General features: G+C 59.8%; 17 protein-coding genes. 11 read left to right on the forward strand and 6 right to left on the reverse strand.

Translation table 11 applies throughout. The features are described from left to right. The first annotated feature begins 8 nt into the window (after window positions 1-8). Window positions 9-716, forward strand: a complete 708-nt coding sequence (locus KGA82_RS04870; protein WP_223449749.1) for a CTP synthase — start codon at window positions 9-11, stop codon at window positions 714-716. Continuing rightward, a complete protein-coding gene (locus KGA82_RS04875; RefSeq protein WP_223449750.1) occupies window positions 713-1,036 on the forward strand; it encodes an antibiotic biosynthesis monooxygenase family protein in 324 nt (107 codons plus the stop codon). Before KGA82_RS04870 ends, KGA82_RS04875 begins: the two co-directional genes overlap by 4 nt. Before the next feature lie 123 nt (window positions 1,037-1,159). Here the strand turns inward: KGA82_RS04875 and KGA82_RS04880 are convergent, their stop codons facing one another. Further along, the gene (locus tag KGA82_RS04880; RefSeq protein WP_223434894.1) at window positions 1,160-1,486 is read right to left on the reverse strand and encodes a DUF2025 family protein; all 327 of its coding nucleotides are present in this window, start codon (window positions 1,484-1,486) and stop codon (window positions 1,160-1,162) included. 221 nt (window positions 1,487-1,707) lie between these two features. Between KGA82_RS04880 and KGA82_RS04885 the strand changes: the two genes are divergently transcribed. The 6 genes from KGA82_RS04885 (at window position 1,708) to KGA82_RS04910 (ending at window position 8,174) form a co-directional block, all read left to right on the forward strand. Beyond that, a complete protein-coding gene (locus KGA82_RS04885) occupies window positions 1,708-2,835 on the forward strand; it encodes a glycerophosphodiester phosphodiesterase (RefSeq protein ID WP_008038520.1) in 1,128 nt (375 codons plus the stop codon). A 120-nt stretch (window positions 2,836-2,955) separates the two neighbouring features. After that, a complete protein-coding gene (locus tag KGA82_RS04890) occupies window positions 2,956-3,261 on the forward strand; it encodes a PepSY domain-containing protein (RefSeq protein WP_223449751.1) in 306 nt (101 codons plus the stop codon). A 211-nt stretch (window positions 3,262-3,472) separates the two neighbouring features. Continuing rightward, window positions 3,473-4,495: a transporter gene (locus KGA82_RS04895; RefSeq protein WP_008032555.1), complete on the forward strand. Its 1,023-nt coding sequence runs from the start codon at window positions 3,473-3,475 to the stop codon at window positions 4,493-4,495. Window positions 4,496-4,722: 227 nt separating this feature from the next. Then, window positions 4,723-6,336 carry an inorganic phosphate transporter gene (locus KGA82_RS04900; RefSeq protein ID WP_223449752.1) on the forward strand — a complete coding sequence of 538 codons (1,614 nt, stop codon included), beginning with the start codon at window positions 4,723-4,725 and terminating at the stop codon, window positions 6,334-6,336. Window positions 6,337-6,588: 252 nt separating this feature from the next. Continuing rightward, on the forward strand, window positions 6,589-7,455 hold the full coding sequence (locus KGA82_RS04905) for a hypothetical protein (protein WP_008038531.1): 867 nt from the start codon (window positions 6,589-6,591) through the stop codon (window positions 7,453-7,455). Continuing rightward, on the forward strand, window positions 7,452-8,174 hold the full coding sequence (locus tag KGA82_RS04910) for a TylF/MycF/NovP-related O-methyltransferase (protein WP_008038533.1): 723 nt from the start codon (window positions 7,452-7,454) through the stop codon (window positions 8,172-8,174). Before KGA82_RS04905 ends, KGA82_RS04910 begins: the two co-directional genes overlap by 4 nt. 46 nt (window positions 8,175-8,220) lie before the next feature. Here the strand turns inward: KGA82_RS04910 and KGA82_RS04915 are convergent, their stop codons facing one another. Next, a complete protein-coding gene (locus KGA82_RS04915) occupies window positions 8,221-8,658 on the reverse strand; it encodes a multidrug/biocide efflux PACE transporter (RefSeq protein WP_192229143.1) in 438 nt (145 codons plus the stop codon). A gap of 90 nt (window positions 8,659-8,748) precedes the next feature. Between KGA82_RS04915 and KGA82_RS04920 the strand changes: the two genes are divergently transcribed. Further along, entirely contained in the window at window positions 8,749-9,603 is an 855-nt protein-coding gene (locus KGA82_RS04920) for a LysR family transcriptional regulator (protein WP_008032563.1), read from the forward strand. A gap of 96 nt (window positions 9,604-9,699) precedes the next feature. Here the strand turns inward: KGA82_RS04920 and KGA82_RS04925 are convergent, their stop codons facing one another. The 3 genes from KGA82_RS04925 to KGA82_RS04935 all read right to left on the reverse strand — a co-directional run bounded on the left by KGA82_RS04925 (window position 9,700) and on the right by KGA82_RS04935 (window position 11,821). After that, window positions 9,700-10,935: an RNA polymerase sigma factor gene (locus KGA82_RS04925; RefSeq protein ID WP_223449753.1), complete on the reverse strand. Its 1,236-nt coding sequence runs from the start codon at window positions 10,933-10,935 to the stop codon at window positions 9,700-9,702. Between the two features lie 48 nt (window positions 10,936-10,983). Further along, complete coding sequence (locus KGA82_RS04930) at window positions 10,984-11,328, reverse strand: YciI family protein (RefSeq protein WP_008032567.1); 345 nt, start codon at window positions 11,326-11,328, stop codon at window positions 10,984-10,986. A 67-nt stretch (window positions 11,329-11,395) separates the two neighbouring features. Further along, complete coding sequence (locus tag KGA82_RS04935) at window positions 11,396-11,821, reverse strand: YybH family protein (RefSeq protein WP_223449754.1); 426 nt, start codon at window positions 11,819-11,821, stop codon at window positions 11,396-11,398. A gap of 141 nt (window positions 11,822-11,962) precedes the next feature. On the opposite strand from KGA82_RS04935, the gene KGA82_RS04940 reads away from it, so the two are divergent. Together KGA82_RS04940 and KGA82_RS04945 are read left to right on the forward strand one after the other, a co-directional pair. Further along, window positions 11,963-12,448: a GNAT family N-acetyltransferase gene (locus tag KGA82_RS04940; protein WP_008038541.1), complete on the forward strand. Its 486-nt coding sequence runs from the start codon at window positions 11,963-11,965 to the stop codon at window positions 12,446-12,448. A gap of 7 nt (window positions 12,449-12,455) precedes the next feature. Further along, window positions 12,456-13,061, forward strand: coding sequence for a pyridoxamine 5'-phosphate oxidase family protein (locus tag KGA82_RS04945; protein WP_223449755.1), 606 nt, complete (start codon window positions 12,456-12,458; stop codon window positions 13,059-13,061). 133 nt (window positions 13,062-13,194) lie between these two features. On the opposite strand, the gene KGA82_RS04950 is transcribed toward KGA82_RS04945, so the two are convergent. Beyond that, a complete protein-coding gene (locus KGA82_RS04950; protein WP_223449756.1) occupies window positions 13,195-13,683 on the reverse strand; it encodes a GNAT family N-acetyltransferase in 489 nt (162 codons plus the stop codon). Window positions 13,684-13,763: the final 80 nt, after the last annotated feature.

The following is a 13,763-nucleotide window of genomic DNA, read 5'->3' on the forward strand; positions in this document are numbered from 1 at the left end:
GAGCCCTCATGGAAAACAGCGCCATCCACATCGCCCTGATCGGCGATTACGACCCGCAAGTCACCGCCCACCAGGCAATTCCCGTCGCCCTCGGCATGGCTGCCGAACACGCCGGACTGGACGTGCAGTTCCAGTGGCAGGCCACCGACGGCATCAACGACGACAAGCCGCTGCAAGACTTCGACGGCTTTTGGTGCGTGCCCGCCAGCCCTTACCGCAATGAAGACGGTGCGCTGCGAGCGATTCGCTTTGCCCGCGAACAACAGCGACCTTTCCTCGGTACATGTGGCGGTTTTCAGCACGCGGTACTCGAATACGCCCGCAACGTTCTGGGATGGGGAGATGCCGAGCACGGCGAGACATCACCCGATGCCACGCGAGCGTTGCTCACGCCGCTGACTTGCTCGCTAGTGGAAGCCGTCGACAGCATTCATCTGGTTGAAGGTTCGTTGATCGCCAAGGCGTACGAAAATTCGGAGATTCGTGAAGGCTATCGCTGCCGTTATGGTGTGAATCCGCAGTTTGAGCGGGATTTGCTAAGCCTGGAATTATCCGCGGTGGGACACGATTCGACGGGGGATTTGCGAGCGGTGGAATTACGCGGGCATCCGTTTTTTGTCGCCACGTTGTTTCAGCCTGAACGTGCCGCGCTCAAAGGAATTGTGCCGCCGCTGGTGAGTGCATTGATCGACGCGTGTGTGAGGCAGAAATCATGATTGCCCAGACACCGAAACCGCCCTACTACGCGGTGATTTTTACTTCGTTGCGCACCGACGGCGATCAGGGTTACGCCGAGGCTGCCGAGCGCATGGTTGAACTGGCGCGTGAGCAGCCGGGATTTCTCGGTGTGGAGTCGGCGCGGGGTGAGGATGGGCTCGGGATTACGGTTTCCTATTGGGCCAGTGAAGCGGCGATTGTGGCGTGGAAACATCATCCCGAGCACAGCGCGATTCGTGAGCGTGGGCGCTCGACCTGGTATGCGGCGTGCAGTACGCGGGTGTGCAGGGTTGAGCGGGCCTATGAGTTCAAGCAGTAACAGTTGCGGTGTCCTTTAAGCCGCCTTCGCGAGCAAGCCCGCTCCCACAGGTTTTGCGAATGACACATATCCCTGTGGGAGCTGGCTTGCCAGCGATGAGGCCATAACAATCACCGCAAACCATCACCCTTGCACCAAACTCCGCACCGCCGAAATCTCCGGCACTTCCCGCCGATTCATGTACACCCGCAACGGCTCGGTAATGTTGATCCGGTCATCGATGTTCTGGTCCAGCAACAACTGAATCAACTCGCGCTTCAGCGTCATGACCTGCTCCGGCCCCGACGCCCAGACGAATTCACTCACAGGAATGATGCCGTCATCCGCCACGTCCATGCCGAAGGAGTCTTCGCTGAAACGCACGATGTATTGGCCGGTTTTGCGATTGAGACCGACGAAGCCTTTGAGTTGGTCGGCGGCCTGGCAGATGAGTTCGGAAGTGATGCGCATATAAACCTCACACAAGTGATCGATGGTTTACACGCAGGGCAAGATGAAGGGCGTTCCCTCTGCCGGGGAAGCTGCCGGGGCCAAGAGTACTGCAAAGAACCGCACAAATGTGCTGAAAAAATCCGCTTTAAACACGTTTATGTCGGTCTCGCGATAGCGCAAGCAGCGTTCAGTTGTTAAAAGGGACGTCTTTGAAAACACTCTGCGAAAGGATCTCGACCATGCCTGTAACTTTCACCAAGAGCGCCCTGCTGCTGAGCATGCTGCTCGGTCTCGGCCAGGCGCAGGCCGCCAGCGAGCCAAGCCCAACTTCACTGGCCACACATGCAGGCATTCCGCACCCGGCGGTGATTGCCCACCGTGGCGCGTCCTTCGATGCACCGGAATCCACCGCCGCCGCCTACAAACTGGCGCGCGACCTGGGTGCCGATTACCTGGAACTCGACCTGCAACGCAGCAAGGACGGCGTGCTGTTTGCCCTGCACGACAACAACCTGCAACGCACCACCGACGTCGCCAGCAAGTTCCCTGAGCGCAAGGACAGCCCGGCCAATGCGTTCACCATCGCCGAGCTGAAAACCCTCGACGCCGGCAGCTGGTTCAACACGGCTTACCCGGATCGTGCGCGTCCTTCCTTTGCCGGTCTGAAAATTCTGACCCTCGATGAAATCATCGACATCGCCCAGGGCAATCCGCTGCACAAGCCTGGCCTGTACATCGAAACCAAGGAGCCGAAGCAATTCCCCGGCCTCGAGCGTGACCTCAAGGATAAATTGCAGGATCGCGGATGGCTGAGCCCGGCCGGTTCGAAACTGGCGAAAAGCGAACTCGCCGTCGGCCAGGGCAAAGGTAAGGTGGTGCTGCAAACCTTCGAGAAGAGCAGCCTCGAACTGCTGGAAAAGGAAATGCCGCAAGTGCCGAAGATCCTGCTGTTGTGGGTCGGCGAAGGCAGCATCGAGCCCAAGTCCAAGGTGACGTTCGCCGAGTCCGGCGACAAGGACAAAGCCACGTACTACGCCAAACAGGAACCGAAGGACAAAGCCGAATTCCAGCAATGGGTCGAGTACGCCAAGGCTCAAGGCGCGATCGGCACCGGCCCTTCTGCCGCACTGACCAAGGGTGGCGATCAGAGCTACTCGGACCTGGTCAAACCATGGATGAACCAGTACACCCACGATCAGGGTTTGCTGGTGCACGTCTACACCATCGATGATGCGGTGGATTACCAGAAGGTCATGGACGCCGGGGTTGATGGCATCTTCACCAACCGTGCCAGCGAGTTGTTGAAGTTCTACAAACGCCCGGCGGCGGGTACGGTTGCGCAGTTGTTGCAGAACAACGGGTATTGATCCGCGGCAACAAATGCACCGCGAAGCTTTTACAAACGACACGTTATGGGAATTAAGGGTGAATTAAGTTGCCCCGGTTAATCTGGCGCCACTTAAACAGCTCACCAAGGAAAGAACCTCATGAAGACTTTGACTGCCCTGTTCACCGCTGCCGCCCTGACCCTCACTGCTGGCCTGGCGCAAGCTGATGTTCGCATCGACCAGATCCCTGAGCTGGTCAAGAGCGGCAAGATCAAGCCGCTGGAAGAAATGAACCAGGCTGCCCTGAAACTGCACCCGGGTGCGACCATCACCGACACCGACCTGGACAACCACTTCAATGGCTTCGAGTACGAAGTGGAACTGAAAACCGCTGACGGCAAAGAATTTGACGTGGATTTCGATGCCACCACTGGCAAAGTCCTGAGCAACAAACAAGACACCTGATACGCGCACAACAAAGCCGCACGATTTTCGGATCGTGCGGCTTTTTTGTGTTCCGTCGAAGCGACTCGCGACCTGCCTCGATTTCAGCACCGACACAACATCTCCTGCACATTCGAAAAACCGTCACAAAACTGTCAAGACGCCTTGCGATGATGCGGCTCAAGTGAACCTGTGAAACCCGCGACAGGCCGCCTCCTCACAGCGAGACCTCATGAACCACAGCATCGACCAAAGCCATCGCGACCCGGACCTGTTCGGTCTGCTGTACGGTTTCAGTTTTCGTCCCGGCGAACGCGGTCGGGAAATCGATTCGGCCATGGCGTTGCGGTCCCTGCAACAACCGGACGACAGCGACGAATTTCTCTGGCTGCACCTGAACCTCGCTCATGCCGCGTGCGAGCGCTGGATGAAAAGTCATCTGGAATTGCCCGACGAGTTTTTCGAAGCCTTGCATGAAGGCTCGCGTTCGACGCGCATCGAGCATGTCGATTCGGCGTTGCTGGCGGTGGTCAACGACGTGGTGTTCAACCTCAGCAGCATGGTCTCTTCGGATGTGTCGACGCTGTGGGTGTGTGCGCGCAGTCGGCTGATCATCAGCGCACGCCTGCAACCGCTGCACTCGGTGGACAAGTTGCGTTCCTCGGTGAAGGCCGGTGAGCGTTTTCGCTCGCCGCTGGAATTGCTCGTGCATTTGCTGCGCGACCAGGGCGAAGTGCTGACGCAGATCGTGCGCAAGACCAGCCTCAGTGTCGATCAGATCGAAGATGAATTGCTGTCCTCGCGGCTGTCGACCAACCGCGCAGAGCTGGGCGCCAATCGCCGGGTGCTGGTGCGCTTGCAACGGCTGCTGGCGCTGGAGCCGGGCTCGTTGCTGCGCCTGCTCAATCGCCCGCCGCAATGGTTGCAGAAGGAAGACGTGAAGGAGCTGCGCAAATCCACCGAGGAGTTTGCGCTGATCATCAACGACCTCACGGCGCTGGGTGAGCGGATCAAGCTGTTGCAGGAAGAGATTGCCGCCAACCTCAACGAGCAAAGCAACCGCACGCTGTTCACCTTGACCGTGGTCACGGTGCTGGCGTTGCCGATCAACATCATTGCCGGTTTTTTTGGCATGAACGTGGGGGGCGTGCCGCTATCGCAGGACCCGGAGGGGTTCTGGATCCTGGTGGCCTTGGTCGCGACGTTTACGGTGATTGCGGGGCGTTGGGCATTCAAAAAACGCGAGGATTATTAAGCAACCACCCTGCCCTGTAGGAGCGAGGCTTGCCCGCGAATGGAACACCTCGGTTTAACTGAATGACCGCGTTATCGTTCTTCGCGGGCAAGCCTCGCTCCTACAGGGACGTGTGTGTTCGGATCGGTGGTATCGGCAAAAAACCCAAACACTGACCCAACGCAGCCTCCCTGTAATATTTAGCAACGATCATGACCGACACACTTCCCTCCTCAGGATTGTCCGGCATGGCTACTCCTTCCTTTTCCGCTGCCCAGGCGCCCGCCAGCAGTGCCAGACCGCAGCTCGACAAGAAACCCAACCTGTTCACCCTGGTGATTTTCTTCGGTGTGCTGGCCAGTGGACTGTTGTTCACCGCGTACAGCCTGATGCACGACATGAGCGAACTCGGCACGGTGGTCACCACCTGGACGCCGTTTCTGTTGCTGGGCGTGGCGCTGCTGATCGCGCTGGGCTTTGAGTTCGTCAACGGTTTCCACGACACCGCCAACGCGGTGGCCACGGTGATTTACACCAACTCGATGCCGCCGAATTTCGCGGTGGCCTGGTCCGGGTTCTTCAACTTCCTGGGGGTGTTGCTGTCCAGCGGCGCGGTGGCGTTCGGCATCATCGCCCTGCTGCCGGTGGAGCTGATTTTGCAAGTCGGTTCGTCCGCCGGGTTCGCGATGATTTTCGCCCTGCTGATCGCCGCGATCCTGTGGAACCTCGGCACCTGGTGGCTGGGCTTGCCGGCGTCGTCGTCGCACACGCTGATCGGTTCAATCATCGGTGTCGGCGTGGCCAATGCCCTGATGCATGGCCGCGATGGCACCAGCGGCGTGGACTGGGCGCAGGCCACCAAGATCGGTTATGCGCTGTTGCTCTCGCCGCTGGTCGGCTTTGGTTTTGCCGCGCTGCTGCTGCTGGCCTTGCGCGCCTTCGTCAAGAATCGTGCGCTGTACAAGGCGCCAAAAGGCAACACGCCGCCACCGTGGTGGATTCGCGGCATGCTGATCGTGACCTGCACCGGCGTGTCGTTTGCCCACGGTTCCAACGATGGCCAAAAAGGCATGGGCCTGATCATGCTGATTCTGGTCGGCACGCTGCCAATGGCTTATGCGCTGAACCGCACCATGCCGGCCGATCAGGCTTTGCAGTTCGCCGCCGTCGCCGAAGTCACCCAGCAAGCGCTGGTGAAAAACTCGCCGCTGCCGGCACCGGCCGACCCGCGTGCGGTGTTGTCCGACTACGTGCGCAGCAAGGAGGCCGTGCCGCAACTGATCCCGGCACTCGCCGCGCTCACCGGCCGTATCGGCGCCGAGGTCAAGGGTTACGGCTCGTTGTCCAAAGTGCCCGCCGAAGCCGTGGGTAACGTGCGTAACGACATGTATCTGGCCAGCGAAACCATTCGCCTGATGGACAAGAACAAGGTCGGCAACTTCGACGCCGACACCAGCGGCAAGCTGCAACTGTTCAAGCAGCAGATCGACAATTCGACGCGGTTTATTCCGCTGTGGGTGAAGATCGCGGTGGCGATTGCCCTGGGCCTGGGCACCATGGTCGGCTGGAAACGCATCGTGGTGACGGTCGGCGAAAAGATCGGCAAGACCCACCTGACCTACGCACAAGGCGCCTCGGCTGAAACCGTGGCCATGCTGACCATCGGCGCGGCGGACATGTTCGGGCTGCCGGTGTCGACCACCCACGTGTTGTCTTCAGGGGTGGCCGGGACCATGGTCGCCAATGGCGGCGGCTTGCAGATGAAGACCATCCGCAATCTGCTGATGGCGTGGGTGTTGACCTTGCCGGCGGCGATTGTGCTGTCGGGCAGTTTGTACTGGTTGTTCACCCAAATCTTCTAGTTTCAACACTCCCCTCTGTAGGAGCGAGGCTTGCCCGCGAAGGCGGTGTGTCAGTCGACAACATTTGTTGAATGACACACCGCCTTCGCGGGCGAGCCTCGCTCCTACAGGGGATTTTTTTGTCTGGAGAATGCTTTTCGTCGCAAATTCAGGGGATTGCGCTTTTATTGGTCCTCCGCCCACCGGATTGCACTTCAGTTTGCTAACGTGTGGCCGACTCTTAAGAGACTCGATGTATTCAGGAGAGGAACCGTGAATCTGTACATCAATCAGCTTCAACACAAAGCTGACTTCAAAGAAGCCATCTATGGCGGCGACATCTTCCTGAACACACAACTGCGCGCCGCCAAAGAGCTGTGCGCGTTCGCCCAGGAAAGCATCACCGCTGCCTTCGACGGCGAGACCAACCACCAGGCGCTGCACACGCTGATGCCGGTGGAAGAATTCGTCGTACTGGTGACGCGCCTCAAGGGCCAGTTCACCAACAGCCTGCGTGCCAAAGAACTGATTCGCAGCTTCACCGAAGAGATCGGTGCCGCCCCCGAAGAATTCATCTTCGACGTACCGCGCATCCGCGTCGTGCCCAACTACGACTACCTGCATGCGGGCGTCAGCTATGCCTACAAGCCGCATCGCGATACCTGGTACGGCGGCGTCGATTGCCAGATCAACACCTGGATGCCGGTCTACACGATCCAGCCTGACCAGACCATGATGATCAACCCGGCCTACTTCGATGCCCCGGTGAAAAACACCTCGGCGCAATGGAGTCTGTCGGACTGGATTGGCGTACAACGTCAACGCGCCAAGGACAACGTCAAGGAAGAGGCACGCCAACACCCGGTGCCCACCGAAGCGATCAACACCGCGTCCGAAATTCGCATCGCCGGCAACACCGCCGAGATGCTGGTTTTCTCGGGCTCACACCTGCACGGCACGGTGCCCAACTACACGCAACAAACCCGTTTCAGCGTGGATTTCCGCCTGATGCACCTCGACGACCTCAAGCACAAGCGCGGCGCGATCAACGTCGACAGCGCCTGCCCTGATGTCGGCGCAGGTTTCAAAGACTATTTCCACGCCCACGACTTTTCTAATTTCCAAGGAATCGAAGCATGACCAAGCGTCGCATCACGCCTGCCGAGGCCCAGTACAACGAAACCCGTGCCAACGTTCTGAAACGGGTCGATGCCGAGTACGTGGCCGACGCACCGTTCGTCTTCGCCAACCGCATCGGCGTGACCGCTGCACTGTCGCGTATGGAACTGTTCAAGAAAGTCGCTGAAGTACCGGGCGCGATCATCGAGTGCGGCGTGTACAAGGGCAACTCGCTGATGCTGTACATGCACTTGTCGATGATCCTGGAACCGTACGCGATCAACCGTTCGATCGTGGGCTTCGACACCTTCGAAGGCTTCCAGAGCATCGACAAGAAAGAAGACCCGGCCGACGTCAACGAGACCATGTTCGCCGACACCGACCAGTCGCTGATCCAGGACATGATCGACGCCAACGACCTGCTGCGCCCGGTCAACCGCATCCCGCGTTGCGAACTGGTCAAGGGCGACATCGTCAAGACCGTGCCGGAGTGGGTCAAGACCCGTCCGGACCTGGTTGTGGCCATGCTGATCCTCGACACCGACCTGTACGAATCGACCAAAGTCGCGCTGGAAACCTTCCTGCCGTACATGCCAAAAGGCGCGATCGTGGTGCTGGACGAAGTCGCTTACCGCAACTTCCCGGGCGAAACCAAGGCCCTGCGTGAAGTGCTGGACCTGAACAAGATCGAGCTCAAGCGCCTGCCGTTTGACAGCTGCGTAGGCTACTTCCACGTCTAACGCTCCCTTGTAGGAGCCAGCTTGCTGGCTCCTACAGGGTTTGTTTTCAGGTTTCGCAAGACTCTCGCATCACCATTCGTTCGCGCACTACGTCATACACCCAGTGGTAAACGTAGGTGTACGGCAGGAAAAACAGCAACACCCCGATATCCAGCAAGAACGCCTGCCACAGGCTGACGTTGAGCCACCAGGCAATCAGCGGCACGCCGACCGCCACCAACCCGCCTTCAAACAGCAGCGCATGAACGACTCGCGTCCAGGCGTTGTGCGCAATCTCGAATCGCGTCAGCACGCGGTCAAAAATCCCGTTGAAGATCACGTTCCAGGCCAGGGCCAGCGCCGCAATGACAACGGTGACGACGCCCATGTCGAGCATCGGCTTGTCCATGATCCACGCCAGCAACGGGGTGCAGATCACGATGGCCAGCAGCTCAAAGCCGATGGCCTGGAAAATACGTTCAGTGATGGATTTGTTGGCGTTCATGAGCAGAACTCCCTGAGTGACTGTGGTTGCCATGATCCATCCTCACGCCGATACTTCATAACCAATAACCATCGATCAAGGCGATAGTTCATGGCCTCTCAGGAAGTGTTGCAGGCGTTTGTGCAAGCGGCGACCCAAGGCTCGTTTTCCGCGGCGGCGCGCAAACTGGGGCGCAGTCAGTCGACCATCAGTGCTGCGGTGGCAAGCCTGGAGATCGATCTGAATCTGGTGTTGTTCGACCGCAGCAGCCGCAAGCCCACGCTGACGCCGGCCGGGCACGTGATGTTGCAACGGGCCGAGGAAATCCTCGCGGCCACCAGCCGCCTGGAAATGACCGCCAGCCAACTCTCTCAGGGTGTCGAGCCGAAGCTGACCGTGGCGATTTCCGACACCTATCAGTCCGACCGTTTCGAAGCGGCGCTCAGTGCATTCGAGCAGCGTTACCCGGACCTGGAACTCGAATGCCTGATCGCCGAATGCGATGACCTGGTGGCGTTGGTGCAAAGCGGTCGGGCGCATGTGGCGTTCGCCGAGCAACAGGACAGTTACCCGCCGGACCTGGTCAGTTCGACGGTGCAGGAACGCACGGAAATCGCTTTGTTCGTGTCGCGTGAGCATCCGCTGGCGACCCTGACTGGAATCGATCAGGAGCTGTTGCAGCAGCACCGGGAGCTGCGTCTGGCGACCATCGTCAATCCGTATGAAAGCCGGGCGAAGGGGCGTGTGTGGTCGGCACCGAGTTACTTGATGCTGCTGGAAATGGCTCAGGGTGGATTCGGCTGGGCGCCGTTGCCGCGATGGCTGGTGGGGCGGTTTGATGCCGGGACGTTGCAGGAGTTGAACGTGCGAGGGTGGCCGAAGCCGCTGTTCGTCGATGCGTTGTGGTCGCGGCTGCATCCGCCGGGGCCGGCGGGGAGTTGGTTGTTGGGCAAGATGCTGGAATAGCGGTGCGGCCATTCGCGGGCAAGCCTCGCTCCTACGAAAGGTGTGATGAACCTGTAGGAGCGAGGCTTGCCCGCGAAGGGGGCCGGCAAATTCACCTCACTTTAACGCCCTGATCCGCGCCTCGATAAACCGCCGCTCCGGCATCTGCTGCGTCAATTCCAACGCCCGCTCATACGCCGCCCGCGCCTCCTCCACCCTGCCCAACTGCCGACAAAACTCCGCCCGCGCCGAATGCGCCAGGTGGTAATCCAGCAATTCGCCGCGATTCAGAATCCCTTCAACCAACGTCAACCCCGCCAACGGTCCATCCCGTTTGGAAATCGCCGCCGCGCGATTCAGCTCAATCACCGGTGAAGGCACCGCCGCCAACAGCACATCATACAAACCCGCAATCTGCGCCCAGTCCGTCTCCCCCGCCGTCGGCGCTTCGGCATGCACCGCCGCAATCGCCGCTTGCAGGCAGTAAGGCCCGAATCGCCGCGAGGTCAACGCCCGCGCAATCAGCGCGCACCCTTCGGCAATCAACCCGGCATCCCACAGCGTACGGTCCTGCTCATCCAGCACAATCAGCTCGCCACTCGCCGACGTTCGCGCCGGGCGTCGTGACTCATGCAACAGCATCAGCGCCAGCAGGCCCATCACTTCGGGTTCGGGCAGTAATTCCATGACCAATCGGCCGAGCCGGATGGCCTCGCGGGTCAGATCCTCGCGAGTCAGTTCAGCACCGATGGACGCCGAGTAACCTTCGTTGAACACCAGGTAAATCACCCGCAGCACGCTGTCGAGACGCTCGGGCAATTCCGCCAGGGTCGGCACCTGATAAGGGATTTTCGCGTCGCGGATTTTCGCCTTGGCACGCACGATGCGCTGGGCAATGGTGGCCGGTGCCGAGAGAAACGCCCGGGCGATTTCTTCGGTAGTCAGGTCGCAGACTTCGCGCAACGTCAGCGGCACTTGAGCATCCGCCGCGAGTGCCGGGTGACAGCAGGTGAAGATCAGGCGCAGGCGATCGTCTTCCACGTCTTCGTCACTCCAGTCGGCCTGCTCCAGCGCTTCCAGTTGCGCGATCAGCATCGGCCGGGACGCGGCAAACCGCGCGCGCCGACGCAAGCCGTCGATGGCCTTGAAGCGCCCGGTGGACACCAGCCAGGCACGCGGATTGTCCGGCACACCGTCACGCTGCCAACGTTCGACCGCGATGAAAAAAGCCTCGTGCAGGGCCTCCTCGGCCAGATCGAAATCACCGAGCAAACGGATCAGGGTCGCGAGGATTCGCCGCGAGTCTTCGCGGTAAACCTGCTCGACCCGAGCCTTGACCGACACGTCAGCCATCAGTGCCGATGGCCTTCAATCACCCACATCACCACGCAAACCTCCTTATCAGGGATTCAATTGACGAACCGGTCGCACCTCGACACAGCCGACTCGGGCCGCCGGAATGTTGCCGGCAACCTGGAGGGCTTCATTGAGGTCCTTGGCGTCGATCAGGTAGAAGCCGGCCAACTGCTCCTTGGTTTCGGCGAACGGGCCGTCGGTGATCGACACTTTGCCGTTGCGCATGCGCACGGTGGTCGCGGTCTGCACCGACTCCAGCGCTTCGGCGGCGAGCATGCGGCCGCTGCCCTGGATCGATTCGGCGTAGGCCATGCACTCGGCGTCGTTGGGACTTTCGGGCAGCGAGTGCAACTCCTGTTCGTTGCTGTAGACCAGGCATAAATACTTCATGGGGCTCTCCGGATCGAACTGATCAACTATGGCTGCAGTTTGGCGCGTGGGGGGCACTTCCCGACGATCAGGGCTGCAGACCGAACAGCGCGGTGCCGCTCGTCATGTCGAACGGTGCCGACCAGTGTTCGTGGACGATGCGCCATTGCCCGACCTCGCGCCGATAGCAGCCGGTCACGCGCATCCAGCAGGCCTGGGTTTCGCCCTTCTCGTTGGTACCGCCGCAATGGGCCAGCCAATGGGCGAAGGCGATGTGCTCGTCGGCCACGATGTTCATCTGGTCAAAATCAAAGGTGTGCGGGCCCTGGCACATTTCCATGCATTCCAGCCAATGCGCGCGGTAGGCCGCCTTGCCGCGAAACTGCAGTGCCTTGACCGCGTCGTAGGAGACGATGTCCTCGGCATACAACGCCATGATTTTCTCGAGATCCTTGGTGATGACCGCCTGACGATAGGTGTCGATCAGGGTCTGGATTTCGTGGGTAGCGTTCATGGTGGTTCTCCGTGTTTTTTGTTGTGAAGACACCCTTAGTCGCCTGGCAAAACGCCAAATCGACAGTCAAATTAAAAATAATCCATGGGCGCAAACTCGCTAGAATCCGAGGCTCATTTCTGTTGGAAAAAGGACACTCCAGTGACAACCCGACTCGTGCCTTACGAAAGCCTGAACGCGAAGCAGCGCCAGGAGGTGGAGGCCATCGAAGTTCACCAGGAACAGATCAAGTTCTCCGGTGACATCCACGGTGCGTTGCACACCCTGCTGTCCAAACCTGGCCCCGGCGTCAAAGGATTCGCCCTGCTGGTCGAGGATGTCCCGGTAGCTTTCCTGCTGCTCAAACGCCCGCCAGTGCTGCCGGCCTGGGCCGACGAACACAGCGCCACCCTGCATGCGTTGCAAGTCGATCAGCGTCATCAAGGCAAAGGTTATGGCAAGGCCTGCCTGCAAGCCTTACCGGAGGTCGCGCGTCAGGCGTTTCCGGAAATACGGGGGCTGGAGTTGTCGGTGGATGCGGACAACGAAGCAGCCATCGCGCTGTATGCAAAATTCGGCTGGGTCGACAGCGGCGAGGCCTACAAGGGCCGGATCGGTTACGAACGGCGGATGGGACTGATTTTCTGAGGTGGTTATGCTCGACAGCATCGAAGCACTGGAAGCAATTTACGGCCAACCCCACGAACGCGCGGTACGCAAGCAAATCGCCTTTCTGAACGAGGATTATCAAGCGATGGTCCGCGCCTCGCCGCTGGTGATCATCAGCTCGGTCGGCCCCGACGGCCTGGACGGCTCGCCGCGCGGAGACACACCGGGTTTCGTGCGAATCATCGATGAGCGCACCCTGGCGATCCCGGATCGCCCGGGCAACAACCGCATCGACACGCTACGCAATGTGGTGTTCGATCCGCGGGTGTCGCTGTTGTTCATCATCCCGGGGATCGGCGAAACCTTGCGGGTCAACGGCGCAGCGCAGATCAGCAATGAGCCGGCCTTGCTGGAAAGCTTCGCGGTCAACGGCAAATCGGCGCGTACGGTGATGCTGGTGACGGTGGAGGCGGCGTTTTTTCACTGCTCGAAAGCGATTGTGCGTTCGGATTTGTGGAACCCGCAGAAGCACCTGGATCGCTCGGCGCTGCCGACGGTGGGGGCGTTTCACAAGCGTTTGAATGATGGGCAGTTTGATGCAGAGACGTATGACCGGGAGGCGCCGGTGAGGGTGCGGGACAGTCTTTATTAGATCGATGTGGCGACTTTTGGATTGCCTTCGCGGGCAAGCCTCGCTCCTACAGGTTCATGGTGAATTCAGGAGCACACCAAACCTGTAGGAGCGAGGCTTGCCCGCGAAAGCATTTCACACCACACCGCATCAATCAGAGCACCAACACCATCTCATGCCACGCCATTCCGCCATGGTCCGATGCGGAAGGTTTGACGTAGGCAAATCCAAACCCGGCGTACAGCGGAATATGCCGCTCCTTGCACATCAGGTTGATGCTGGCCTTGCCCTGCGCACGCATGCGCTCGATGAACTCGCCCATCAGACGTTTCGCCAAACCCTGCCCCTGATAATCCGGATGCACCACCACCGACATGATCACCACGTGCGGGCCGGCCGGGTCGTGGCCGATCAGTTCCTTGAACGCTTCGTCCGACATTTCCACCTGAAACGCAGCACCGGAGTTGATGAAACCGGCTACAACGCCGTCCACTTCGGCGACGATAAAACCTTCAGGCCAGGTGGCGATGCGCGTGGCGATTTTTTCTCGGGTGGCAGCTTCGTCACCTTCGTAGGCAACGGTTTCGATGGCGTAGCAGCGGTCCAGGTCAGCGGGGGTGACGTGGCGGATGACGGTGTTCATGGCGGCTCGGAATCAGCGGGGAAAGGCTGGGGATCATAAATCAGCCTGGGCATGACATCGAGAGGCGCATCGTTGATCCG

This window comes from Pseudomonas sp. BF-RE-22 (genome assembly GCF_019956155.1).
GTDB lineage: Bacteria > Pseudomonadota > Gammaproteobacteria > Pseudomonadales > Pseudomonadaceae > Aquipseudomonas > Aquipseudomonas migulae.

What these genes read in the sequence shown, in the direction of transcription:
- KGA82_RS04870 (WP_223449749.1), top strand. Translation starts at nt 9, where the DNA reads ATGGAAAACAGCGCCATCCACATCGCCCTGATCGGCGATTACGACCCG.
- KGA82_RS04875 (WP_223449750.1), top strand. Translation starts at nt 713, where the DNA reads ATGATTGCCCAGACACCGAAACCGCCCTACTACGCGGTGATTTTTACT.
- KGA82_RS04880 (WP_223434894.1), bottom strand. Translation starts at nt 1,486, where the DNA reads ATGCGCATCACTTCCGAACTCATCTGCCAGGCCGCCGACCAACTCAAA.
- KGA82_RS04885 (WP_008038520.1), top strand. Translation starts at nt 1,708, where the DNA reads ATGCCTGTAACTTTCACCAAGAGCGCCCTGCTGCTGAGCATGCTGCTC.
- KGA82_RS04890 (WP_223449751.1), top strand. Translation starts at nt 2,956, where the DNA reads ATGAAGACTTTGACTGCCCTGTTCACCGCTGCCGCCCTGACCCTCACT.
- KGA82_RS04895 (WP_008032555.1), top strand. Translation starts at nt 3,473, where the DNA reads ATGAACCACAGCATCGACCAAAGCCATCGCGACCCGGACCTGTTCGGT.
- KGA82_RS04900 (WP_223449752.1), top strand. Translation starts at nt 4,723, where the DNA reads ATGGCTACTCCTTCCTTTTCCGCTGCCCAGGCGCCCGCCAGCAGTGCC.
- KGA82_RS04910 (WP_008038533.1), top strand. Translation starts at nt 7,452, where the DNA reads ATGACCAAGCGTCGCATCACGCCTGCCGAGGCCCAGTACAACGAAACC.
- KGA82_RS04915 (WP_192229143.1), bottom strand. Translation starts at nt 8,658, where the DNA reads ATGAACGCCAACAAATCCATCACTGAACGTATTTTCCAGGCCATCGGC.
- KGA82_RS04920 (WP_008032563.1), top strand. Translation starts at nt 8,749, where the DNA reads ATGGCCTCTCAGGAAGTGTTGCAGGCGTTTGTGCAAGCGGCGACCCAA.
- KGA82_RS04925 (WP_223449753.1), bottom strand. Translation starts at nt 10,935, where the DNA reads ATGGCTGACGTGTCGGTCAAGGCTCGGGTCGAGCAGGTTTACCGCGAA.
- KGA82_RS04930 (WP_008032567.1), bottom strand. Translation starts at nt 11,328, where the DNA reads ATGAAGTATTTATGCCTGGTCTACAGCAACGAACAGGAGTTGCACTCG.
- KGA82_RS04935 (WP_223449754.1), bottom strand. Translation starts at nt 11,821, where the DNA reads ATGAACGCTACCCACGAAATCCAGACCCTGATCGACACCTATCGTCAG.
- KGA82_RS04945 (WP_223449755.1), top strand. Translation starts at nt 12,456, where the DNA reads ATGCTCGACAGCATCGAAGCACTGGAAGCAATTTACGGCCAACCCCAC.
- KGA82_RS04950 (WP_223449756.1), bottom strand. Translation starts at nt 13,683, where the DNA reads ATGAACACCGTCATCCGCCACGTCACCCCCGCTGACCTGGACCGCTGC.